The organism is Streptomyces roseochromogenus subsp. oscitans DS 12.976 (genome assembly GCF_000497445.1).
Classification (GTDB): Bacteria; Actinomycetota; Actinomycetes; order Streptomycetales; family Streptomycetaceae; genus Streptomyces; species Streptomyces oscitans.
The window spans coordinates 3,898,858-3,923,243 of the sequence record NZ_CM002285.1; the positions used below are offsets into that span (position 1 = coordinate 3,898,858).

Annotated in this window: 17 protein-coding genes and 1 pseudogene; 10 read left to right on the forward strand and 8 right to left on the reverse strand. The window is 69.1% G+C overall.

Translation table 11 applies throughout. The annotated features are described in order from the left end of the window. The first annotated feature begins 11 nt into the window (after positions 1–11). A complete protein-coding gene (locus M878_RS66520) occupies positions 12–4,616 on the forward strand; it encodes an FtsK/SpoIIIE domain-containing protein (protein ID WP_023547518.1) in 4,605 nt (1,534 codons plus the stop codon). Between the two features lie 53 nt (positions 4,617–4,669). Here the strand turns inward: M878_RS66520 and M878_RS66525 are convergent, their stop codons facing one another. Together M878_RS66525 and M878_RS66530 are read right to left on the reverse strand one after the other, a co-directional pair. Beyond that, on the reverse strand, positions 4,670–6,382 hold the full coding sequence (locus M878_RS66525) for a serine/threonine-protein kinase (protein ID WP_023547519.1): 1,713 nt from the start codon (positions 6,380–6,382) through the stop codon (positions 4,670–4,672). 133 nt (positions 6,383–6,515) lie between these two features. Beyond that, a complete protein-coding gene (locus tag M878_RS66530; RefSeq protein ID WP_023547520.1) occupies positions 6,516–7,364 on the reverse strand; it encodes a menaquinone biosynthetic enzyme MqnA/MqnD family protein in 849 nt (282 codons plus the stop codon). Between the two features lie 286 nt (positions 7,365–7,650). Here M878_RS66530 and M878_RS66535 point away from each other — a divergent pair, with 286 nt between their 5' ends. After that, complete coding sequence (locus M878_RS66535) at positions 7,651–7,854, forward strand: cold-shock protein (protein WP_023547521.1); 204 nt, start codon at positions 7,651–7,653, stop codon at positions 7,852–7,854. A 128-nt stretch (positions 7,855–7,982) separates the two neighbouring features. Here M878_RS66535 and M878_RS66540 read toward each other — a convergent pair whose 3' ends face one another. Next, positions 7,983–8,555 (reverse strand): helix-turn-helix domain-containing protein, encoded by a 573-nt coding sequence (locus M878_RS66540; RefSeq protein ID WP_031225105.1) that lies wholly within the window; start codon positions 8,553–8,555, stop codon positions 7,983–7,985. A gap of 74 nt (positions 8,556–8,629) precedes the next feature. Between M878_RS66540 and M878_RS66545 the strand changes: the two genes are divergently transcribed. From M878_RS66545 to M878_RS000000101840, 3 genes are all read left to right on the forward strand, one after another. Continuing rightward, positions 8,630–9,328 (forward strand): AzlC family ABC transporter permease, encoded by a 699-nt coding sequence (locus M878_RS66545; RefSeq protein ID WP_023547523.1) that lies wholly within the window; start codon positions 8,630–8,632, stop codon positions 9,326–9,328. Further along, entirely contained in the window at positions 9,325–9,639 is a 315-nt protein-coding gene (locus M878_RS66550) for an AzlD domain-containing protein (RefSeq protein ID WP_023547524.1), read from the forward strand. Before M878_RS66545 ends, M878_RS66550 begins: the two co-directional genes overlap by 4 nt. 263 nt (positions 9,640–9,902) lie before the next feature. Then, a complete protein-coding gene (locus M878_RS000000101840; protein ID WP_106962723.1) occupies positions 9,903–10,268 on the forward strand; it encodes an alanine-zipper protein in 366 nt (121 codons plus the stop codon). 138 nt (positions 10,269–10,406) lie between these two features. Here the strand turns inward: M878_RS000000101840 and pdxR are convergent, their stop codons facing one another. Then, a complete protein-coding gene (gene pdxR, locus M878_RS66555) occupies positions 10,407–11,825 on the reverse strand; it encodes a MocR-like pyridoxine biosynthesis transcription factor PdxR (protein ID WP_023547525.1) in 1,419 nt (472 codons plus the stop codon). Between the two features lie 168 nt (positions 11,826–11,993). Here pdxR and M878_RS66560 point away from each other — a divergent pair, with 168 nt between their 5' ends. The 3 genes from M878_RS66560 to M878_RS66570 all read left to right on the forward strand — a co-directional run bounded on the left by M878_RS66560 (position 11,994) and on the right by M878_RS66570 (position 14,983). Further along, positions 11,994–12,551, forward strand: coding sequence for a hypothetical protein (locus tag M878_RS66560; protein WP_023547526.1), 558 nt, complete (start codon positions 11,994–11,996; stop codon positions 12,549–12,551). Positions 12,552–13,030: 479 nt separating this feature from the next. Further along, positions 13,031–14,302 (forward strand): cupin domain-containing protein, encoded by a 1,272-nt coding sequence (locus tag M878_RS94350; RefSeq protein ID WP_245238111.1) that lies wholly within the window; start codon positions 13,031–13,033, stop codon positions 14,300–14,302. Between the two features lie 12 nt (positions 14,303–14,314). Continuing rightward, positions 14,315–14,983, forward strand: coding sequence for a class I SAM-dependent methyltransferase (locus M878_RS66570; protein WP_031225108.1), 669 nt, complete (start codon positions 14,315–14,317; stop codon positions 14,981–14,983). 972 nt (positions 14,984–15,955) lie between these two features. Here M878_RS66570 and M878_RS66575 read toward each other — a convergent pair. Next, a complete protein-coding gene (locus tag M878_RS66575; RefSeq protein WP_023547529.1) occupies positions 15,956–16,855 on the reverse strand; it encodes a LysR family transcriptional regulator in 900 nt (299 codons plus the stop codon). A gap of 168 nt (positions 16,856–17,023) precedes the next feature. Beyond that, on the reverse strand, positions 17,024–17,374 hold the full coding sequence (locus tag M878_RS92245; RefSeq protein ID WP_023547530.1) for a TetR family transcriptional regulator C-terminal domain-containing protein: 351 nt from the start codon (positions 17,372–17,374) through the stop codon (positions 17,024–17,026). Between the two features lie 898 nt (positions 17,375–18,272). Between M878_RS92245 and M878_RS48055 the strand changes: the two genes are divergently transcribed. Further along, positions 18,273–18,794 carry a hypothetical protein gene (locus M878_RS48055; RefSeq protein ID WP_245238113.1) on the forward strand — a complete coding sequence of 174 codons (522 nt, stop codon included), beginning with the start codon at positions 18,273–18,275 and terminating at the stop codon, positions 18,792–18,794. 19 nt (positions 18,795–18,813) lie between these two features. Next, positions 18,814–19,613: pseudogene (locus M878_RS94355) on the forward strand (hypothetical protein). 101 nt (positions 19,614–19,714) lie between these two features. Here M878_RS94355 and M878_RS94360 read toward each other — a convergent pair. Both M878_RS94360 and M878_RS66585 read right to left on the reverse strand, forming a co-directional pair. Further along, positions 19,715–20,002 (reverse strand): hypothetical protein, encoded by a 288-nt coding sequence (locus M878_RS94360; RefSeq protein WP_078630621.1) that lies wholly within the window; start codon positions 20,000–20,002, stop codon positions 19,715–19,717. A 30-nt stretch (positions 20,003–20,032) separates the two neighbouring features. Continuing rightward, positions 20,033–24,385, reverse strand: a complete 4,353-nt coding sequence (locus M878_RS66585; RefSeq protein WP_023547533.1) for a DUF6531 domain-containing protein — start codon at positions 24,383–24,385, stop codon at positions 20,033–20,035. Between the last annotated feature and the right edge of the window lies 1 nt (position 24,386).

Genomic DNA, 24,386 nt, shown 5'->3' on the forward strand with positions numbered 1-24,386 from the left:
GGAGGACGAACGTGCGCCTGAGTCTGACCGTCGTCGACCCGCTCGTCGGTGCCGGCGCCGACGTGGTGCTCGACGCCGATCCGGAGTCGACAGTGGGCGACATCACCCGGGAACTGGCGCGGCAGGTCGGAGCCGGCCATGGCGCGGAGATCATCCCCATCGGCGGGCACCGGCAGGCCGGCGGTGCCCCCCATGCGTTCGTCGACGGCTATCCCCTCGACCCGAGCGCGACCGTCGGCGGATCGCCGCTGCGGGACGGAGCCGTCGTCAGCCTGCACGACCCGGCCGGGTGTGTGTTCGGCGAGCCCACCGGTGTGGTGGAGTTCCGGGTCGTCGGCGGGCCCGCGGCCGGTGCGGTGCACCGACTCGGCGTGGGGCGGTACGCCATCGGCGGCGGGTCAGGCGCCCAGCTCCGCGTCGACGACGGCGAACTGGCGGAGCGCGCCGCGACCTTGTCCATAGCCATCGACGGCACCTGCAAGGTCGTCGTTCACGACACCGGCACGGAGCAGAGCAGCAAGGACGAGAGGGACAAGGACGGAAAGGACGCCGACGACCGCCGCGGCCCCCGGCTCGACGGCGAGCCCCTCGACGGCGACACCTGGCCTCTCGGTGCCCAACTGTCCCTCGGCAACAGCCTCTTCGAGATCGTCGCCTACTCCCCGCCGGACGCGGCCCTGAAGTGGTCGGACGACGGCGTCGGTCTCGACTACAACCGGCCCCCGCGGCTGCGCCCGCCCGAGCGCAAGACCCACTTCCGGCTGCCCACACCGCCCGGTGACTACGAGGCCCGGCCGCTGCCTTGGCTGATGGCGCTGCTTCCGCTGGTGGGCGCCGTCGTCTCCACCATGGTGTTCGGGCGCTGGTACTACCTGATCATGGCCGTGATGAGCCCGCTCATGCTCTTCGGCAACCACTTCGTGGACAAGAAGCACGGGCGCAAGTCCCATGCCAAGCAGCTCAAGGAGTACAAGGAGCACAAGGAACGGATCGAGCAGGACGCCCAGGACGCACTGCGCACCGAGCGCCTCGACCGTCGCGCCGCCATCCCCGATCCGGCCGCCGTGCTCGCCTTCGGCACCGGTCCCCGTACGCGCCTGTGGGAGCGGCGTCGCACCGACGCCGACCACCTGCTGGTGCGGGTCGGCACCGGCCGGGTCCGCTCCGACGTCGTGCTCGACGACCCCGAGCAGGACGAGCACCGGCGCGAGGTCGTCTGGCACATCGAGGACGCGCCGGTCGCGCTGCCGCTGAAGGATCTCGGGGTCATCGGTATCGCCGGACCGGGCGACTCAGTGCAGGCGCTGGGACGGTGGGCGGTCGCCCAGACCGCGGTGCTGCACAGCCCGATGGACGTGCAGTTCTACGTCCTCACGGACAACGACGCCCACACCCGCTGGGACTGGGTGCGCTGGCTGCCGCACGCCCACCCCTCCGGTGGGCAGGACGTCAACGTGCTCATCGGCACCGACTCCGAGACCGTCGGCGCCCGTGTCGGCGAGCTGACCCAGCTGCTGGACGCCCGGCAGAAGGCCCTGAAGGAATCCGGCAAGCGCGGTGACGGGCCGGCGTTCGCCGAGCCCGACGTCGTCGTCGTATGGGACGGATCGCGACGGCTGCGCTCGATGCCCGGTGTCGTACGGCTACTGCGCGAAGGTCCGGCCGTCGCCATCTACGCGATCTGCCTGGACGAGGAGGAGCGGTTCCTGCCCGGGGAGTGCCAGGGTGTCGTCGTCGTCGAGCCGCGGCGCACCGACGATCCCGCCGCCCCGGCCGTGGCCGCCGCGGCGCAGCCCCCGGCCGGTGGCTTCCCCTCCTTCCACGCCTGGCACCAGACGGCCCAGCAAGCACACGAGGCCACCGAACAGGACTTCCCGCTGCGGCTGCGGGTCCAGCAGAGCGGTGCCCGCGGCATGACCGACGTACGGCCGGACTTCGTCTCCTCGGCCTGGTGCGTCCGGCTGTCCCGCTCGCTGTCCCCGTTGCGCGACATCAGCGGCGAGACCGAGGACTCCGCGCTGCCCTCCGCCAGCCGCCTGCTCGACGTGCTGCAGCTGGAGCCGCCGAGCGCCGACGCGGTCGCAGCACGCTGGCGCACGGGCGGGCAGTCCACGATGGCCGTCATCGGCGAGTCGTACGACGGCCCGTTCGGCATCGACATCCGGCGCGACGGCCCGCACGGTCTCATCGCCGGTACGACCGGTTCCGGTAAGTCGGAGCTGCTGCAGACCATCGTGGCCGCCCTCGCCGTGGCCAACACCCCCGAGAACATGACATTCGTCCTCGTCGACTACAAGGGTGGCTCGGCGTTCAAGGACTGCGTGAAGCTGCCGCACACCGTCGGCATGGTCACCGACCTCGACGCCCATCTCGTCGAGCGGGCTCTGGAATCGCTGGGCGCCGAGCTGAAGCGGCGCGAGCACATCCTGGCCGCGGTCGAGATCAAGGACATCGAGGACTACCAGGACTTCGTGCGGCGCAATCCGTCCCATCCGCCCCTGCCCCGGCTCCTCATCGTCATCGACGAGTTCGCGTCCATGGTCCGCGACCTGCCGGACTTCGTCACGGGTCTGGTCAACATCGCACAGCGTGGCCGGTCCCTCGGTATTCACCTGCTGCTGGCCACGCAGCGGCCCAGTGGTGTCGTCTCGCCCGAGATCCGTGCCAACACGAACCTGCGTATCGCGCTGCGCGTGACCGACGCCGGTGAGTCGACGGACGTCATCGACGCGCCCGACGCCGGCCACATCAGCAAGAGCACCCCCGGACGCGCCTACGTCCGGCTCGGCCACGCCTCCCTCATCCCGTTCCAGTCGGGCCGGGTCGGTGGCCGCCGCCCGGGCGCCGCCGACCCGCAGGCCCTCGCACCGTGGGCCGAGCAGCTCGCCTGGCAGGACCTGGGGCGGGCGGCGCTGCAGAAGCCGAAGTCCGAGGCGCGCGAGGACGACGAGATCACCGACCTCAAGGTACTGGTGGACGCCGTACTGGACGCCAACCGGACGCTGGCCATCCCGGCCCAGCACTCCCCGTGGCTGCCCGCCCTGGAGGAGACTCTGCTGCTGGACGACATCCCGTCGGTGCGCGGCGCGGGCGCTCTGCCGGCCGCGCCGTTCGGTGTGGCGGATCTGCCGTCCGACCAGGCCCGCCGCCCGGTGGCCGTCGACTTCGCCGGCTTCGGGCACCTGCTCGTCGCCGGCGCCCCGCGCAGCGGCCGCTCCCAGGTCCTGCGCACCATCGCCGGTTCACTGGCACGCACCCTGTCGTGCGCCGACGTCCATCTGTACGGCATCGACTGCGGCAACGGCGCCCTCAACGCGCTGACCCGGCTGCCGCACTGCGGCGCGGTCGTCGGCCGCAACCAAGTGGAACGCATCGTCCGCCTCTTCACCCGCCTGTCCGGCGAACTGACCCGCCGTCAGGATCTGTTCGCGGAGCAGGGCTACGCCGACATCGGCGAGCAGCGGGGCGCCGTGCCGGAGGGCGAGCGGCTACCGCACATCGTGGTGCTCCTCGACCGCTGGGAGGGCTGGCTGCCCACCCTCGGCGAGTACAACCACGGCGACCTCACTGACCAGTTGATGGCGATGATGCGCGAGGGCGCGAGCGTCGGCATCCACATCGTGATCACCGGTGACCGGCAGCTGCTGTCGGGCCGGATCGCCTCGCTGACCGAGGACAAGTACGGTCTGCGCCTCGCGGACCGCGGTGACTTCTCGATGCTGGACATCAACGCGCGCAAGGTCCCGGAGGAGATCGCGCCCGGCCGCGCGTTCCGGGCCGAGACGGCCACGGAGACCCAGTTCGCGCTGCTCTCCGAGGACACCACCGGTCAGGGCCAGGCGGCCGCGCTGGTCGCGATCGGTGACGCGGCGGCCGCGCGGGACGCCGGGGTGCCGCGCTCGCTGCGCCCCTTCCGGGTCGACGTGCTGCCCAGCCGGATCTCCTTCGCGGACGCCTGGGCGATGCGCGAGCCGACGACGAGCGCCTCCCCGCTGTGGTCGCTGGTGGGCGTCGGCGGCGACGAACTCACCGCGTTCGGCCCCGACCTCGCCCAGGGCGTTCCGGCATTCGTGATCGGCGGCCCGGCCAAGTCCGGGCGCAGCACGGTCCTGTTGTCCATGGCGCGCTCCTACCTCGAACAGGGCATACGCCTGGTCCTCGCGGCACCGCGCCCCTCCCCGCTGCGCGAACTCGCGGGCCAGGAGGGCGTGCTGCAGGTCTTCACGGGCCGTGACATCGACGAGGACGAGCTGGAGGAAACCATCGGGTCGGCCTCTCCCGAGCAGCCCATCGTCGTCCTGGTCGACGACGCGGAGGTGCTGGACGACTGCGACGCCGAGGACGTCTTCAAGCGCATCGTCGAACGGGGCGTTGAGCAGGGCCTGGCCGTCGTCATCGCCGGTGACGAGGAGGAGATCTGCGACGGCTTCTCCGGCTGGCAGGTCGACATGAAGAAGGCCCGGCGCGGCATCCTGCTGTCGCCCCAGGACACCTCCGCCGGCGAGCTGATCGGCATCCGTACGACACGGAGCATGGTCGGCGGCCCCATCACGCCAGGGAGGGGCATGCTGCACCTGGGCACCGGGACGCACTTGACGGTCACGACACCGATGTGACGGAGGTCAGAGCGATGGGGAGCCGGTCAGCGACAGTTGCGGGTGTCGGCCCCTCAGCCCACCTTCGACATCCGCGACACCGGATTCCCTTCCGCCGAGCTGTCCGACGTGTACTTCAGGTCGTCGCCGACCGGTGTCAGTTCGATCTGGTGCGCGGCCGGATCGCAGCCCCCGTGGTTGCCCTTGGCGCCGGTCGAGGTGGCGATGAGCTTTGTCGGCGTCATCTGCTTCAGGGTGAGGATGTCGGTGCACACCCCGCCGAGCTGGTCGGTCTGGGTCAGGCGGCCCAACTCCGCGCCGACGGCCGCCTGATGGACGGTGAGCCGGAAAGTGCCGATGGGCAGGTTGCCGTCGAGGGCGGTGGCCTGGCCCTGCCAGGTGCCCAGGTAGCGGGCCGGGATCGGGCCCGGTGAGGGGCTGTTGTCGGGGGCGCCCGTGCCGCCCGTGGCCGCGCTGGATGCCGCCGTCGGTGCCTGGGAGTGGGAGGGAGTGTTGCCCGCGCCACCCTCGTTACCGTCCCCTTGGGACCAGGGGTGCAGGAGTGCGCCGAGGCCCAGGCCCCCCGCGGCCAGCGCTCCGGCGACCGCCAGTACCACCGTGCAGCTCAGCCGGCGGCCGCGGGCGCCCTCCACCGGTGTGGCGGCCGCCGCCATGCTGACGGAGACCCGGCCGGGTGGGGGTGCGTCACGCTGCGCGGGTACGACAGTGGGGTCTCCAAAGGGTTTCCCGGGGGGTGGCGTCGGCGGTTCCGCGGGGTTCATCGCGGGCGGAGGCCCGAAGGCACCGGCTCCAGTGGCGGACGCGGCCGGGGCCGGGGGCTCTGTTTCCGCTGAGGTGTCGAAGGGCACCGGGCCCGAGTGGGACGTCTCCCCCGTGTCCAGGTTCAGGACGTGTACCGCGCTGCGGCTGACCTGTTCCACCAGGGGCCCCGGCAGCCAACCGCCGGTGATCAGGCGGGCCGCGCCTTCGGGGGCCAGGCGGTGGGCCAGTTCGGCTGGGGTCGGCCGGGCGGACGGGTCCTTGGCCAGGCAGGCCGCCGCGATGTCGCGCAACTCGCCTGCGAGGGAGCCCAGTTCGGGGGCCTCGTGGACCACCTGGTAGAGCAGCGCGGCCGAGGAGTCGCCGCGGAAGGGGGGTTCGCCGGTGGCCGCGTAGGTGAGGACCGCGCCGAGGGAGAAGACGTCGGCGGCGCCTGTGGCTCCCTTGCCGAGGATCTGTTCGGGGGACATGTAGCCCGGTGAGCCGATCGACACGCCCGTTGACGTCAGGGACGCCGTGCCGTCCGTGGCGCGGGCGATGCCGAAGTCGATCAGCAACGGCCCGTCCAGGGTCAGCAGGACGTTTGACGGCTTCACGTCCCGGTGGACCAGGCCCAGTTCGTGTACGGCCGTCAGCGCCTCGGCGAGGCCCGCGCCCAGGGCTCGTACGGTGTGCGCGGGCAGCGGGCCGGTGTCGGTCACGGCGGCCGCCAGGGAGGGGCCGGCTGCGTAGGCCGTAGCGACCCAGGGCACCGGGGCGTCCGGGTCCGCGTCCAGGACCGGCGCGGTCCAGGCGCCGCCGACCCGGCGGGCGGCCGCCACCTCGCGGCGGAAGCGGGCGCGGAACTCCTCGTCCAGGGCGAAGTGCGGGTGCACGATCTTCACGGCGACCGTACGGCCGCCCGCGCTGCGGCCGAGGTAGACCCGGCCCATGCCGCCGGAGCCGAGCCGGCCGAGCAGCCGGTAGGGCCCCACAGTGGCCGGCTCGTCCACGTCCAGCGGCCGCATGGCGCGCTCCCCTCCAACGCCTAAGACTCCGGCACCTGTGACTGCGACTGCAACGCCTGCGGTCTCGGCGCCCGTCGAGTGGTCCCGAGGTCTCTACCCGACTTATGCCTGGCAGAAGCCTAGTGACGTGGGCTCACGGCTGCAGCAGGTCCACCTTCACGTCCGCCGGGAAGCCGGTCGTCGGGCCGACGCGGCGGGCGAACTCGGCGACGGCCGCCAGCTGCGGGGTGCCGAAGCTGAAGTCGAGGGTGGTGAAGTACTGCGCCAGGGTCGACTCGTCGAAGGCCTCCCAGCGGGCCGCCTGCTCGGCGACCTTGCCGACCTCCTCCAGGGAGAGGTTGCGGGATTCGAGGAAGGCCTCGTGGATCTTGCGGGTGAGGACCGGTTCGCGCTCCAGGTACTCCCGGCGTACGGCCCACACCGCGAAGACGAACGGCAGGCCCGTCCACTCCTTCCACAGCGCGCCGAGGTCATGGACGTCGAGGCCGTAGCGCGGCCCGTCGTGGAGGTTGGCGCGCAGGGCGGCGTCGCCGATGAGGACGCCGGCGTCGGCCTCCTGCATCATCAGGCTGAGGTCGGGTGCGGAGGTGTAGTAGTCGGGCTGGACGTCGTAACGCTCGGCGAGCAGGAGCTGGGCGAGCCGGACCGAGGTGCGGGAGGTCGAGCCGAGGGCGACCTTGGCGCCGTCCAGCCGGTCGAGCGGGAGCTGCGAGACGATCACGCAGGACATCACCGGGCCGTCGCAGCCGACGGCGATGTCGGGGAAGGCGACCAGTTCGTCCGTGTGCTTGAGGAACTCGACCAGGGTGATGGGCGCGATGTCGAGCTCGCCCTGGACCAGCATCTCGTTGAGCTTGTCCGGGGTGTCCTTGGTCAGCTCGAAGTCGAGGAGGGTGCCGGTTCTCGCGAGCCCCCAGTAGAGGGGCAGGCAGTTCAGGAACTGGATGTGGCCGACGCGCGGCCGGGTGCGGGGAAGGTCCACATCGCGAGACTAGACCCCGTGCGGTACGGTGCCGGGACCGCCCCCGCCGTCAAATGGACCAACGGCCGTTCAAACATCCGGGTGAAGTGATCTTGGCCTCTATTGCTTTCGGCTGCCCGCGTGCTAGGCTCGCCGCAAGTTGCAGTTTGGTTTCCCTTGCAGTACAGAGCCTGCGGAGCATGTGACCGCGGGCTCTCGTCGTTTTCAGACGAATGCAGTTGTGCAGCACCGTTTCGCACTTGCAGGTTCTGGAGCAGGGCAACCCTTTTGAGCCCAAGGAGGGCTTATGGCTACCGGAACCGTGAAGTGGTTCAACGCCGAAAAGGGCTTTGGCTTCATCGCCCAGGAGGGCGGCGGCCCCGACGTCTTCGTTCACTACTCCGCGATCAACGCGAACGGCTTCCGCTCGCTCGAAGAGAACCAGCAGGTCACCTTCGACGTGACGCAGGGCCCGAAGGGTCCGCAGGCGGAGAACGTCACCCCCGCCTGATCACTGCCTGATCGCAGAACCTGAGTGCAGTACCCAAGGAGCCCCGCGCCGTTCCGGCGACGGGGCTCCTGCCTTTCCCTTTCCGTCGCGGCTCCCCGTGTGAATTCCCGGCGAATTCTCCGCGATCTCTACGTGTGCTGCATGACGAGGACGAAGGTCGTGTCCGGGGCCAGTGCCTCGTACGAGTGAGCGACGTCCCCCCGATAGGTCATGTAATCACCGGGGCCGAGTTCGGCCTCTTCCCCGGCCGGTCCCGCCTTCACCCGGCCCGTGGCGACGATCAGGTGCTCCACCGTGCCCGGGTTGTGCGGTTCCGCCGCGCGCACCGAGTCCGGTTCGGCGCGGATCTGGTAGATGTCCCGCCGGGCCCCGGGAGGGCTCGCCGACAGCAGGGTGCCGACGTAGCTGGCCTGCTCGGAGGCGACCCCCGGGCCCTGGCCGGCGCGGATCACCCGGACGCTGGGGGTGGGCGGCTCCACCAGCGCGCTGAACGGGACCCCCAGCGCGACGCCCAGCGCCCAGATCGTCTCCACGCTCGGGTTGCCGCTCGCCGCCTCCAGCTGGGACAGCGTGGACTTCGCGATTCCCGCGCGCTTCGCCAGCTCCGACAGGGACAGGCCGGCGCGGGTGCGTTCCCGTTTGAGGGACGCGGCGATCCACTCCATCGGGAGCTTGCCGGGTGCCGTGGATCTGTCACTCATGTCGTCCTCGTTCGCTCCACCGGTACGTTCGTTCGCCTTGACGAACGGACCTCTTCATGTCCAGTCTAGAAAACATGTGTTCGCTGCAACGAACCATCACCTCGCCCGGTGATGCCTCGCTCGTCCGTGACAGCTCGCTGGTCTGGCTGGCCAGTGGCATCGTGGGGGTCTCCTTCGGTGCCGTGTCCGTCGCCGGTGGGCTGCCGGTGTGGGTGCCGGTGCTGATGTCGCTGGTGGTGTATGCCGGATCGGCCCAGTTCAGCGCGGTCGGTGTGCTGATCGCCGGGGGCGGGCCGGCCGCCGCGGCGACGACGGGGCTGCTGCTGAACACCCGGACGGCGGCCTTCAGTCTGGCCGTGGCGGAGATCCTCGGACCCGGGCGTACGGCCCGCTTCCTCGGCGCGCACCTGGTCACCGACGAGACGGTCGCCTTCGCTCTCGCACAGCCCGACCCGGTACGACGGCGGAGGGCGTTCTGGATCTCCGGGCTCGGTCTGTTCGCCGTGTGGAACATCGGTGTGCTGGCCGGGGCCATGGCGGGGCGGGCGCTCGGTGACACGGCACGGTACGGGCTGGATGCGGCGTTCCCCGCGGTGCTGGTGGCTCTGGTGCTGCCGGCGGTGCGGGCGGACGCGGTGGTACGGCGGTGTGCGGTGGCCGGCGGCGCCTTGGCCCTGGCGGTGACGCCCGCGGTGCCGCCCGGGGTGCCGGTGCTGGTCGCGCTGGCGGGGCTGTTTCTGTACCGCCGACGGTCCCTGGAGGCCGGATCGTGAACGCCACCGTTGTCGTGATTCTGGTGCTGGCGCTGGGGACGTATGCCTTTCGGCTGGTGGGGCCGGTGCTGCGGGGGCGGGTAGAGATACCGGCCCGGGTGGAGGAGCTGGCCTCCGCCGGGGCCGTCGTGTTGCTGGTCGCGCTGCTGGCCACGGGGGCGTTGGCCGAGGGCGGGGGTTTCGCGGGGTGGGCTCGGCCGGCCGGGGTGCTGGTGGGTGTGGCGCTGGCGTGGCGGAGGGCGCCGTTCGTGGTGGTGGTCGTGGGGGCGGCTGGGACTACGGCGCTGCTGCGGCTGGCGGGGCTCGGCTGAGCCTTGTACCTACGGCGTTGCAGCGGCTGCCCAAACCTTCCTCACCCCCTCTTTGTCCACCCACTCACCCACCCGACTCGTTTGATCGAGACGTCCCATCGAGACGTCCCATCGGGGGCATGTGTGGGGTGGCCGGGTGGCGGGTGGCCGGGTGCGGGTGGCCGGGTGCGGGTGGCCGGGCCGGGGGGCAACCGGACGGCTGCCGGGGCAAGCGGGGAGTACCGGACGGGCCCGGCTAGGTACCTGGGGTCGGGTCCGGATGCATGTCGAGACCATGGGCGCGGGAGTGTCGGGGGCGGCTCCGGGCGGGTGCCGAGGAGCGGGCCGACGAAGCCGAGAGACGGGCCAGCGAAGCCGAGGAGCGGGCCGACGAAGCCGAGGAGCGGGCCGACGAAGCCGAGAGACGGGCCAGCGAAGCCGAGAGGCCAGCCAACGGTGCCGAGGAGCCGACCCGGGCGGGGTGCCGAAAGTCAGCCCCGGGCGGGGTGCCGAAAGTCAGCCCCGGGCGGGGTGCCGAAAGTCAGCCCCGGGCGGGGTGCCGAAAGTCGGCCCCGGGTGGGCGGCCGGCCCCTGGCCGGCTGGAGGGCTTCGCCTCGTGCCGTTGGCAGCGCAACGTGCCGAGCCTGTGATGGCCGGCGGCGAACGGGCGGGCGGGCGGGCGGTGTCACACCGGCCGGACTACTTCGCCCGCCGTGGCGATGCGACGGCGGCGGGCTGTCCGGGATGGACATCATGCGATGCCTCAAGCGATACGTCGCCCGCGAAAACTACGCGGTGGGCCCGGCTTTCATGATGCGGGCGAGGGCTGCCATGGCCTGGTCGATGCCGTGGGGAGTGATGTTGCCGTAGCCGATGACCAGGGAACGGGCCGGTCTGTCGGGAGCCAGTTGGTAGCGGGTGACGGAGTCGAAGGCGATACCCATGGCGGCCGCCCGCCGGACGAGACTGTCTGAATCGAGGCCTTTGGGAAGCGTGGCGAGGGTCTGCACTCCCGCCGGAACGCCGGTCAGACGTAGGGGCAGATGGTGGCGGCGAACGGCTGCTTCGAGTGCCTCCCGCTGGAGTTTGTAACGAGTGCGGCTCTGGCGGATGTGCCGGTCGTAGGCACCGCTGGTGATCATCTCGGCGAGGGCTAGCTGCTCCAGCGCGGCGGTGCCGTGGTCGGCCAGAAACTTTTCGGTGATGAGCGCCTCGACGAAGGCGGACGGGGTGACGAGCCAGCCCAGGCGCAGGGCCGGGGCGAGGGTCTTGCTCGTCGAACCGAGGTAGATGACACAGTCCGGCGCCAGTCCCTGTAGTGCGCCGATCGCCCGGCGGTCGAAGCGGAACTCGCCGTCGTAGTCGTCTTCGAGTACGACGGCGCCGCGCCTCCCCGCCCAGGCGAGCAGCGCCTCACGACGGTGCGGTGCCAGCACGGCGCCGGTCGGGAACTGGTGCGCAGGAGTGGTCAGAACGGCGTCGACTCCGCGGTCGGGAAGCGCGTCGACGACCAGCCCGTCGGCGTCGACCGGTATCGGCAGCGGAGTCAGGCCGGCACGCCGGATGACGGGGGCCCGGTGCGGCAGCCCGGGGTCTTCCAGAGCCACGGTGGTGGCGCCGCGGGCGCGCAGGGTGCGGCACAGCAGGTCCAGCCCTTGGGTGAACCCGGCGCAGATCAGGGTGGATTCCGCGGTGGCGGCCACGCCCCGGGTCCGGGTGAGGTACGCCGCGACCGCCTCGCGCAGGCGGGGATCGCCGCCCGCGTGAGGGTATCCGAGGTCCGCGTCGCCTGCCCCGGAGAGCGCGGACAGCCACACGCGCCGCCACTGCCGGCGGGGAAAGTGGGCGAGTGAGGGGACCCCTGGACGCATGTCCCAGCGCGGAGCGTGGGTTTCGGGTCGATCCGCGGCTGCGCGTCCGGAGTCCGCCTGGGTGGCCAGGTCGGACACCCAGGTGCCGGAGCCCGGGCGGGCGGTCAGATAACCCTCGGCGGTGAGCTGCTCGTAGACGTCGACCACCAGGCGTCGGGACACCCCCAGATCCGCAGCGAGGACCCGGCTGGCCGGCAGACGCTGGCCAGGCGCCAGATGTCCGGAGCGGACGGCATCGCGCAGAGCGGACTCCAACTGCACCCACAGCGGCGCATCCGCCTGTGGCGACAGCGAGAGCAGGATCTCCGGACCGAAACTGGTACCCGAATCAGCCATGGAAGTGGACTCTATCCGGGAACCGCCTCCCGCTTAGCGTTGGCCCCGAGACCAGAAGCGGCTGACAGACGTCGACCCCATCACGATGCGGCCGTCCGCAGACGGGCCGTGCACGCATGCCTGCTCGCCGGCTCCGCGCCAGGCGGAAAGGAACGGACATCGGTGCCTGTGACCATGTTGAACGAGCTGCGGCAGCGGGTTCACCGCGCGGGTGAGAGCCCGCGGGCCTGGGTGAGCGCTGTCTTGTTCGCGCGCCTCGCCCTGTCGATCGGCTTCCTTTCGGCGGTCGCCGACCGGGTCGGCCTGTGGGGCGCACCCGGGACCGGCAAGGTCGCATGGGGCGACTACGACCGTTACCTGGCCTACGTCCACGTCCTTGCCCCGTACTTGCCGCGAGGGTTCGCCGATGCCGCGGGCGGTGCGGCGACCGCGGTCGAGGCGGTCCTGGGGGTCACCTTGCTGGCCGGGGTGGCGGTCAGGATCTCCGCGTGGGCCAGTGGGGGTGTACTGCTCACCTTCGCGGTGTCGATGTTCATCTTCTCCGGCCCGGAGGCACCGTTCAACGCCTCGGTGTTCAGCGCGACGGGCCTCGCGCTGTTCCTGGCCCTCGCACCCGCTGACGCATATGTGCTCACCGTCGACCGCGCGCGCGGAGTGGAGCGCCCCTTCGCGACCCCGGCGAAACCCCGCCTCACCACAGCGATCACCGCGGAGGAAGGCCGATGACCCTCATCGACAGCGACATGCGGCTGATCGTGGAGAGCGCGCACCTGTCGTTCGTCGCCACGGTGGGACCCGGCGGTTCACCCCATGTGTCCCCGAAGGCGTCCCTGAGGGTCTACGACGACACCCGCCTGGTGTTCATGGACATCGCCTCCCCCTCAGACGAGCTCCCACCTCGCCGCCGGCTCCCCCGTCGCGATCAACTCCATCGACTTCCTCCGCCGCCGGGGCTACGGGTTCCAGGGCACCGCCGAACTCCGGGGGCCCGGCGACCCGGCCTACGAGTGGCTCCGCGGCTGGCTGCTGGAAAGCAACGGCCCTGGATACCCCGCCCGCCAGGCCGTCCTCGTCCATGTCGACGAGGCGCGCCCCATCATGTCGCCGGCCTACACCTTCGATGCCGCCGACGAACACCACCTCGTCGCTCAATGGTCGACCCTCTACGGCGTCGCTTCCGGATCCGCTCCGAGGAACACCAGACCGTGACACACGCCCAGGACCGCGCTCCCGAGGACACCCCGCTCCGGCCCCCGCGCTGGAAGCAGAGCCTGCTGACCTTCGTCGCCATCTATCCGATGCTGATGGCCGTCCAAGAGGTGTGCGGCACCGAGCTGGCACACCTGCCCGTCCCGCTGCGGACGCTCGTCATCGTCGCGGTCGTCGCGCCGCTGGCCAACTACCTCGTCTTCCCCGTACTGATCCGACTGGCAGGACGGTTCCTGCGGCCCTGGCCACGACCTCCCGCAAGGCCGCCCGCCGCCCATGCTGACTACGAAAGGGACATCTGGATGACCAAGGACCGTTTCTTCCTGTTGGACGAGGGCGCCTCGCGTGCCACCCGTGTCCCCCTGCCTCCGCGGACGACGGTCAAGGCGGGGGTGGAGGACACACAGGGCCGCTTCTCCCTCATCGAGAACCACGGGGACTGCGGCCTCCCCTCCCATGTCCAGGACACCTTCGACCATTTCGTCTACGTCATCGACGGTGAGATCGGCGTCGAACTCGACGGCACGGCCCACCGCCTCACCAGTGGCATGAGCGCCATGCTGCCCCGCGGTGTCACCCACACACTGCAGAGCCTCGGCGCGGACGACTCCGCCGTACACACCCTGCACCTGTGGACGCCCGGCGGCTGGGAGCGCCATCTGGAAGACATCGCCGAGGCGGGGGCAGGGCACGACTGGAAGAGGGCCAACGAGCTGGGCGGACGGTACGGCGTGCGCTACCACCTCGCTGACGGCGGCCCCGACGACTGGGGCGACAAGCTGCGCTTCTTCGTTCTGGACAGAGGCGAGGCGCGGCCGGGCCGGATTGCGACACCGCCCGCGTTCAGCGTCAAGGCCCGCACCGCCGACACCGACGGGCTCTTCTCGCTGCTGCAGGTCACGGTGGCGCAGCCGATCCCGCGTCATACGCACCACGTGGCCGACGAGTGCATCTATGTGCTCGACGGCGAGCTGGACATCGAGTACGACGGAGCCGTCCACACTGCAGGCAGGGGGCAGTTCGTCCTGCTGCCGCACGGCATCCCGCACGCGCTCCGACCCGGCTCCAACCCGCCGCCCCGCGTGATCCAGATCTCCTCACCGGGAGGCTGGGAGTGCGTGGTGGAGGCCCTGATCGAGCACAGGTCCGAGGTGAGCACGGCGGGCCGGTTCGACCCGGCCGCTCTCAACCGGTTCACGCGCAGGTACCACGTGGTCTACGAGGAGACTCGGGCGGGAGTGGGCCGGGGTGTCGGCGGGGGGTTGTAGCGTCGGGTAATTATGAGTGATGTTGCTGATGGGCTTGGGGCCACCCGGGTCTTCTATGACTGCGTTGCCGAGGATTACGCCGCGCATTTCCGGGATCCGCTTGGGGATCAGCCGTTGGAGCGGGCGCTGCTCGGGGCGTACGCCGAACTGGTGGGCCCCGCCGGAACCGTGGCCGACCTCGGCTGTGGACCCGGCGCGGTCACCGCACATCTCGGCTCCCTCGGCCTCGACGTCTTCGGCATCGATCTGTCCGCCTCCATGCTGGCTGTCGCCCGGCGTGAGAATCCGCAGCTGCGGTTCGAGCAGGGCTCGATGCTGGACCTCGACCTCGCGGACGAGTCGCTCGCCGGTGTCGTCTCCTGGTACTCCAGCATCCATACTCCGGAAGACGAACTGCCCTCACTCTTCAGCGAGTTCCACCGAGTTCTGACTCCCGGCGGGCATCTTCTCCTCGCCTTTCAGGTCGGCGAGGAGCCGCGCCGCCTCGATCGGCCGTGGGGGCGGCCGGTGACGCTGGACTTCCTTCGCCGGCGCCCGGAGCAGATGGCGGAGCTGCTCACGGCCGCCGGGTTCGCCCTCGGCTCGCGCACGATTCGCGAACCCGACGGACGCCTCCCCGCATCCGTCTCGCAGGTCCCGCAGGCGTTCCTGTTCGCCCAGAAGCCCGCCGAGCCCGCCTAGGGCCCGTCCGGCAGCGACTCGACACGTGCACGGTCAACCTGCACCGGAGGGGGAAGCCATATGACGTAACGTTAGTAACCTCAGACTTTGTAACTCGTTGAGAGATATGTAAAAAGCAATTTACCCTGGATAACCAGAAAAGGCGTATAAATGTCTCTCGCGATTTCCCGGCTCGCCGTCGCCGTCTGTGGTGCTTCCGTCGCCGCGCTGGCGGCAGCCGGTTCGGCCTCGGCTCACAGCCATGGCGGCACGTCCGTCAACCATGGCGGCGCATCCGTCAGCGGAGTGGGCAATTCCACGGTTGGCACGGGGACGGTCCAGCCGGGCGTGGCACCCAACACCGCGGTGAAGCCCGTGACTCAGGTCGCTCCGACCGTCAGCGGAGTGGGCAATTCCACGGTTGGCACGGGGTCGATCCAGCCGGTCGTGGCGCCCAACACCGCGGTGTAGCCCGTGACTCAGGCCGGGGATGCGCGGGATTGCTCGGTTTCCCTGGCTGTGGCAGCACGGTTCCTCCTACCGTGCTGGCCTGGGTGTGCAGGCCCGACGGATGAGCCTGCACACCCAGGGGGCTGCGGCGGACCGGACAAGCAAGGGGCCGGTCCGCGGGCCCGGTCGTGGACGACGTGGCGGGTCAGCCTAGTTGACCCTTACGGACGCTCTCCTGTCAGTATTCGCGCCCGGAGTTCACTCCATGGGATTACGAAAGCCCGTGCGGATTCCCCGTAAAGCCTTGTGGGTGGTGCTGGGGGTCGCTCGAACGGGGCTGGGCCCGTCACGCTTGCTATGTAATCGCTGCCCCTGGGGTCCCGGGGCGTGAACGCCGTCCGGGTGAAGCTCGGCGAGGGTGGAACAGCAGGCTATGAGCGGACGTTATCGATCCGGTCCCCGCCGGGTACCGACGCGAGGAACGCGGACCAGGTGGAGAGGGAGAGGGTGCCGTAGGCAAGACGGTCTGGGCGGAAATCCCGCTCAGCGCGCGGCAGCGGACCCGCGGAACTGCGCGACCGTGTCCGCGAAGGCCCTCGCCGGAGGGCTGAGGGCGTCCCAGCGGCGTACGGCCCAGCCGACGGGGAGGGGGCGCAGGCCCGGCAACGGGATGAGCCGCAGCTCGCCCTCCCTCGGCACTGGGAGTCCCGGTACGGCCGGCACGACCGCCCGCCCCACCCCCAACTCGGCCAGCAGCAGGGCCGTATCCCAGTCGGCGACGCTCGTGTCGTACGCGAACCGCACGCCCAACTCATCACACGCCGCGTAGAGGTGGGCAGCTGACGTGGAGTTCGGGGGCAGCCGGATGAGCCGGATGTCCAGCAGTTCCGCGGGGTCGAGATCCGGCCGTTCGGCCAGCGGGTCGTCTGCACGCACGGCCAGCAGCCAGGGCAGTTCGGCGATCGTCCGCTGCTCGATGCCGCGCACCGGAGGGCCGATGGTGACCCAGGCGAGGTCGAGGGTGCCGTCGGCGAGGGCGTCGAAGCTGCTGCGGCCGGAACTGACCGTGCGGAATTCGAGGTTGACCTCGGGGTGGCGGCGGCGGAAGGAGACCACGGCGTCGGACATGAAGTGCCGGACGGTGGTGGCGCCGGTGGCGACACGGACGTAGCCGCTGTGGCCGTCGAGGAGATCGCGCAACTGCCGTACGGCGAGGTCGAGGCCGGTGATGCCCTCGGCCGCGGCGGCCTCCAGGATGCGCCCGGCCTGAGTCGGGATGACGCCTCGCGGCTGCCGTTCCAGCAGCGCCACCCCGATCTCCCGCTCCAGGCGCTTCACATGCTGGCTGACGGCGGACTGGGTGCAGCCGAGGTCCCGGGCGACGGAACTGAGACTGCCGGCGCGGCACACGGCCACGAACACACGGAGGTCGTCGAGGGTCATGGCATCCAAGGTAACGCTTGGGTCTGGTGAGGAAACCCAAGGATTGACTGAACGTCAGGTGCCGTACGAGGATCGTTGGCGGGCCGCGACCGACCCAGGCGGCAACCCGCTCCCCGTCTCGCCGAGTCCGGACGACGCGGGATCACCGAGGAGCGGGTGCCGACCACCTCACCAAGACATCGAGGCGCCGAAGGGCAGTCCAGGGACTGGTTCGCGACGTCCATCGCGGTGCTCGGTCGTGGCTGGCGCATTCCCGCACACGTAGTCCGAGCACGACGGTGAACAGCAGCTCACCGCGCCGTCGATGTCCAGATCGGCGGTCAGTTCCCCCGCGCCACACCCCTTGAGCAGCAGGGAGCGCAGCGCCTGCCGAGTGACGTCGAAGGCGGCCTCGGTGCGCAGGCTGATCTGCTCGTCCGTCGTACCCAGCTGGGTGGCCGTGTTGACGACGAAGCAACCCCAGCCGCGTTCGTCGTCGGGCGGGCAGGTCACCAGCCAGAGCATCCAGTCGCACAGCATGTCGGGGACGGGCCGGTCGTCGGTGGCCAGCAGTCGCTCGGCCTGGGTGGTCTCCGTGGCCTGGCAGTGGTCGAGCGCGCAGGAACAGCGTGTGCTTGTCGGTTGACGTCCGGTACAGGCTGCCGAGCGTCAGCTTGAGCTCGTCGTATCGGCCGTGGCCCCGAACTTCCCCGTCTTGTCGGCTCCCGGGTGCTGATCGGTATCGCGATCGGCGGCTTCTGGGCGATCGCCAGAGGCCTGGCCGTCCGACTGGTGCCCGGCGACGAAGTACCCCGGGCGACCGCGATCATCTTCGGCGGCGTCGCGCCGCCAAGGTGTTCGGCGACCCGCTCGGCATCCTGGTCGGCGAGCCACTCATGCGCCGCGCCCTCGCCCTCCCCCAGGACGGCCCGCTCGCCTCCCCTACCAACCCCGTCTACTGCTGGTGGACCTCAACTCCCGGGGCGGGGGCGCACGGCCGGGCCGCTGACCGACGCGTCCTGCACCGGACCCGCGAATTCGCCCTGAACTGCATGCCGATGGCCGGCAACGAGTGTGGCCGACCTGGCCGCGGCCCTGCGGTCGGGGCTCAGCCTCAGGATTACGATCACGGAATCTCTGCGCCCTCTTTGCGTGAGCCAACCGCCGGATCGATCGGTTCTGCCGGCCAGTGCAATGTCACGGCATGGCACCAAAGCCCCAAACAGCCCTGCTGGTTGCCTCTGTCTGCCCTGTTAGGCGTGCTGCACGCCGCGGGAGTCGAGCGATTCACTCTTTGCGTCAACTCGCCGCCCCCATACCGCATTCGCTGCTTCTCAGACCTCAACCGTCCCACCAGGAGCCCACGTGATCCGCCGCCCTCGCCGGAGGCGGGTCGAAGTCGAAGGACAAGATCGCCGGGGCGGACTCGGGTGCTTCGTTGTCAGCCACGCCGAGCGCTTCGGCATCGAGCGCGAGCAACCGTCCGAAGATCACGTTGCCGTCGGATCTGACGCTGGACTTCGAAGACTCGAACACAGGTGACCCGGTGAAGGACGCGGCGCTGGCCGACAGCGCAGAGCGTATGCGCGCCGTGGATGCGGCGATCACGGGCACGGATCCGAAGGGCGAGGCGCTCGCCTACTACAACACGGGCAAGGCCCTCGAAGCAGCACTTTCTTGGGTGGCCCAGTTCCAGAAGGCCGACGCAACGATAACGGGTGAGGTCCGCTATTACGACCGCAAGGTGATGCTGAAGAGCAAGACGTCGGCATCCCTTACCTTCTGCGCCGACGAAAGCAAGGGCTTCAGTAAGGACGAGAAGACCCACAAGATCGCCAAGACTCCTGTCACGAAAAACGGTTACGTCCTGTACAACACCAGGCTCGACAAGAACTCCGACGGAGTCTGGAGGACATCGCAGATCATCTCTGCCAGAGGGGCAGCCCAGTGCCAGCCATAGTCCGACGGCCTCGGCCGATATCGTCCCCGGCGGTAAGGGCACTGGCACTGAAACGCAGGTAAACGCGGATCAGAAAGACCAGAAGATCTCAGCGACCGCCGGTGCCGTTGTCTACGACACTTCCAAGAACAGCTCGGGGCAATCAGCCGGGCCCGTGACCTCCACGACCACATGGACGCCACCGGCCTGCTATTACGCCCCGAAGTACACGCCCGATCAATTGAAGGCGTACCTGGAGGTGACCCCGGCGCGCTGGATTGCACGAAGCAGATCTTCTGGGTGGACGAAGGTGCCGCGCCACCGGCTGACATCCCCCAAGCGGTCACGCCGAAGATCCTCGCGGAACTGGCCTATAACGAGATCCGCGTGCCCGGCACGCACGTGACTTTGGCGCCGGAGGGCACGACCAAGGTAAACCTGCGACCTGGGCGTGGCTGGATGGTGCGAAGTTCAAGCCGGTCTCGGTGACAGCTTCCATACCGCTGCTGAACATCTCGGCGACTGCCACCGCGGAGCCGGTTTCCCTGAAGATCGACCCGGGCACCTCGGACGCGGAGACGTACCCCGCCTCAGGCGTCTGCGAGATGACGCACGGCCTTATCGGCGAGCCGTATGCCAAGGGCAAGGCCGACGAGACGCCACCCTGCGGAGTGAAAGTACCTGCGCTCCTCGGGCAACGGCTCCTACCCGCTGAAGGCCACCCTCACATGGAAAATCCACTGGGCAGGCACGGGCGGCTCAGGCGGCGATCTGCCCGACGGAACCTTCGGGGCCACACAGGATGTCGTCGTCCAGGAGATCCAGGCCGTCAACCGATGAGGTGTCCCGGTGGCGGTGGATTGACGGCCGAGAATCGGACCCGGTGCAAGCAAGTCCGGCTATCGCGCCAGAATACAACATAAATGGCCAAGGGAGTAATATCAGGCGTTTGTGCCGAATTCTGATTCCAAACGCTCAGGCCAGTCACCGTATTCCAGCCCAGAATTCATCAGGATATCTCGCCAGTCTCGACGGGCTACCTGAACTGCAATCAGAAACCTATCCACTTGCCCCTGCCCGTGAATAAGTGTAGCGGCTGCAACCCTCTCAGCACCGCCCCCTTCCTCCAGGTCCCCCATGAGTTCAAGAAGGATTTCTTCGACGGCTTCTCGATCTTCCGCGGAGTAATCCTTGGAGATTCGCCGCTTGATTCGCGGAGTCAGTCCCATTAGGCCCCTCATTCACTCATTTGACTTTAACTAGCGCCCTGGGGAAATCAAATAGTCACCCACTTGAATATACCCAGCCTTTTCAAATTGGTCAAGTTCGCGATTGAAAACTGTAGGCATTCCCAGCTCATTGAACCGGTTTGCGGGGGTCGGGTTAGATGCCAGGTAAACATCCCTTTCTTCGGTAACTATCTTCTGTACCCACGCGTCGTTGATCTCCACCTTCCATGATTCTTTGGGCATGTCGAGAACATCATGCCCCTCCCAATCAGTGGCTACTCCAGTATCCGGACGCCTGCCGATTACGGCAAAGGGCCCGTTCTTGTCAGATGGTTCTCGCTGTGAAACGTCAGGTCGGCAGCCATCGGGAGCAAGTCCCAGATGATCCGACGACACCTGCGGGTTGTGGACGTAGATAGTGGGGTTGGGTGCGGGCGTAAGCCCAAGGGGGTCAGGGGTAACGTATCGGGCGGTTTCGGGATCGTAATGACGGAAGTAGTTGTAGTGCAGCCCCGATTCGAGGTCGTAGTACTGGCCTGGGAATCGCAGTGGCGTGTAGGTCGTGCTGTTGGCCGCCCAGGCCGTTGCGCCCCACAGAGTGCTACGGCTCCGCCATGCGATCTCGCCCTGCTCGTCGACGAGTTCGCTTGGCGTGCCAACCAGGTCGGTGACTACGGTAAAGAAACGGGAGTCGATTTCCTCCTGCGGAGCGTCTGCGGCCAGGATTCGTTCTGTCTGGGCGATGGGGCGCAGGTCTTGGTGGTCCCAGGTCAGGGTAACTGGGTTCGGGAGGTCGGGGGATGTGGTGGTCTGCTCGCACAGGGTCGTGCCATCCCACGTGAAGTCGACCCGCTCCACGACCGTTTCGCCGTCCTCTGCAAGGCGGAGCTTCGCTGTACGGCGGCCCAGTGGGTCGTAGGTGTAGCGCCAGCGCGTGCCGTCCGGCGTCTTCACCGACGCCAGGCGGTCCTCGGCGTCCCACTCGTAACGCCAGGTGTCCGGTTTGCGGGACAGGCGGCTCTTCTGACGCAGGGTGATGCGACCAAGGGCGTCGTGTTCATAGCGGACGCTGCCCGCCCGGGTGATGCGGGTGCCTGTGTACTCGCGGACGCCGGTCGCCTCCGCGCCTGCATGGTCTGTGGGCCAGGACGCTTGGGTCTGGTTTCCAGCCTCGTCGTAGGCGTACTGCTCCGCCCAGTTCGCCGCGTGTACCGCCCTGACCCGGCCGACGGCATCCAGGTCGAACCGGCGGGGGCCGGACAGTTGGTCGTCGATGTCGGTCAGGTTGCCGTCCGCGCGATAGCTGTACGTGCGGTGCTGGAGCGCCCGCCCGCCTGCGGCAGTCACCGACTGGGTGGTCAGGCGCCCGAGTGCGTCGAAAGTGTGCTCCAGCGAGACCGTCTCGCCAACGCGGCGGGCCAGTTCGTGTCCCGCTTCGTCGTAGGCGAAGCGGATCGTCCGGCCGGAAGCCACCATCCCTTTCCTGCGCCCGGCCGCGTCGTACGACCATGTCGTCGTCGCGCCGGTCGGCGTCGTACGGCCCGTGCGGCGGCCTAACTCGTCATACGTGTACGTCAGCGTGCGGCCGTCGACCGTCTCGGACCGCACTCGGCCGCACCCGTCCCGCAAGACCGTCAGCGTCGTCCCGTCCGGTCCCGTCGCCTGGGCGAGCCGGTCCATCGTGTCGAACGCGTACATCGTGACCTGGCCGGCCGCATCCTTGCGGAGTACTTGGCCCAGCGCGTTGCGCTCGAACGCCGTTTGGCCGAGGGCGTTCGCCCGGGAAATGACACGGCCCGCGGCATCGTGCCGGTACGTCAGCGTGCGGCCGTCGAAGTCCGTCTCGGAGACCAGGTTGCCGACCACGTCATACTCGTATACCCAGGTCAGGCCCTGCGGGTTGGTGACCTCGGTGAGGCGCAACTCGGTGTCGTGGGCAAATTCGTACCGGACACCGTCCGGGCCCGTGCGGGCCGACGGGAGGTCGAAGTACGTGTACTCGAAGCGGGAGACGGCGCCCATCGCATTCGTGTGGCTGATGCAGTTGCCCTCGCCGTCGTAAAGCCACGACTCGGCGCTTCCGTCCGGGGCGGTGCGTCGGGCCGGCTTGCCCTCAACGGTCCACTCCAGGCGCGTCACGTTGCCGAGCGGATCGGTGATGGCGACGGGGCGTCCGAACGCATTCCGTTCGTATCGGCTCGTTGCCCCCAGGGGGCCGGTGATGTGCTCGGGAAGGCCAGCGGCATTGCACTGGATGCGGGTTGTGTGGCCGAGTGCGTCGATGACCTCAGTGAGGCGACCAGCTGCGTCGTAGGCGGACCTGGTCACGGCTCCTGACGGGTCAGTGACAGTGGTGAGATTCCCGCGCTCGTCGTACTCGCGGCGCCATTCCGCCCCGTCCGTCCCGGTGATTGTTTGCGGCAGTCCCAGCTCACTGTAGACGGCTTGGATCCTCCGGTCGTCCGGGCGGGTGAGCAAGACGATGTGGCCACCATCATCGTAGGTATACCGCGTGATATGGCCCAACGAGTCGGTCAGCGCGACGAGTTGCAGGTCGTCGTCCCACTCCTGGCAGATGGTGTTGCCGAGCGGGTCGGTTTCACGGATGAGGCGCAGGTTGTCGTTGTGTTCGTAGGTGCGGGTGTGGCCGAAAGAGTCGGTGACGCGGGTGGTGCGGGTGGCTGTGTCGTAGGTGAGGGTGGAGGCGAGAGCGCCTCCGGTGCCGCCGGTGGCGATGACGCGGCCTTGGTCGTCGTAGCGGTACCAGTACGTGGTGTCGTTCCGGTCGGTCCACGACGTCATACGACCATCGCTGTCGTAGGTGTACCGCATCGGCAGGCCGGAGGAGTTGAACTCCTCCACCAGGTGGCCGTGTTCGTCGTAGGTGAAGGTGAGCAGGGTGGTGCCCGGCCGGTCAGGATGGGCGGGGTCGATCAGGCGCAGGCCGATGATGCGAGAACGCGCCCGGTCGTGGTCGAGGGCGATGCGGTAGCCGCCGGAGTGGACGACTGCACCGGGTACGTCGCCTTCCGCGTACTCGATGGTGATGCGGTTGTTGTTGCGGTCCTGGATGTGCTGCAACGGCACGTCCACGGCCGTCTCATCAGCGGCGGCGACCGGGGAGTGGAAGACGTACGACAGCCCGGTGTCGGGGTCGTGGACCCGGATGCCGCCGTCGACATCGGTGTCCCAGGCCAGGGTGAGTCGGGAGCCGGGGGTGTCCGGGCGGACGGGGATGTTGGTCTCGGTGTCCGGGCGGGGGAAGCACAGGCGGGCGCCGTCCGCGGTGGCGTAGACGAAGCCGTCCTCATCCGCTTGGACCCGCTGGTCCAGGGTGGAGGCCCACGACGGGCCGAACCAGCCGCCGTAGCGGTAAGAGGAGATATGCGTGCGCTCCAGGACCAGCGGGAGCACACCGGGCAGCGTCACGTCCGTGCGGGTCAGAGCCATGTCGCCGGTGGCCACGTCGATCGGGTCCCGGACGAACTTCTTGACCATGTTGCGGATGGAGGCCGGCAGCTTGTCGAAGCCCGGGTTCAGGCGCAGCCGCTCGAAGGCCGCGCAGTCCAGGCCCATCGACTTGCTCAACTTCGCCAAAGCCGCCGGGCCCAGTTCCTTCAGGCCCTTGCCCAGCACCTTGCCCAGCACCCCGAAGCCGACGCCCATCAGCGCACCCTCGGTCAGGATCCCGGCCAGCTTCCCCGGATCCTTGAACGCGCCGGGGTCCTTCAACAAGGTCTCGAACGCGGAGAACTTCGCACCCTCACCGGCCAGCTTGCCCACCTCGGCGACCGCCCGGATCTCCTTCAGCGCCTTCAGCGCCCGCTCCACACCCCGGATGACCTCCATCACCCCACGCACCACCGAACCGAGGGTCGTGCCCTCCTCCTCGATACGGCCGACCAGCGCCACGACCTTCATCGCCCGCTCCCCCGCCATCAGCGTGGAAGCGACCTCCGAGGCACCACCGGTGAGCACGGACAGGGCCAGGCCCGCGATCTCGTACTCGGCGATCTCCGCCAGAATCACACCGATCTCGGACAACAGCTCATGCGCCTTGTCCGCAAAGCCGTCCAGCGCCTTCGCACCCTCACGCAGCGAATGCGCCATGTCACCCGCGGCCTTACGGGCGTTCTTGGACCGCTTGTGGAAGGCCTTGGCCGCCTTCCCCTCCCACTCCACCCCCGACAGGGCCTGGTCGGCAGCAGTGGAAGCATCATCCAGGCCCTGGGCCAGATGCCGCCACTTCTTCGCTATCTCCCGCACCCCGTCCGGATCCACCGCCGGATCCGAAATACCCAGAAACTCAAGACCACTGGCGACACTGTCGCCGAACATGTGGTTGAACTTGTTGATGTAATGCAGCGGATTGAGATCCACCATG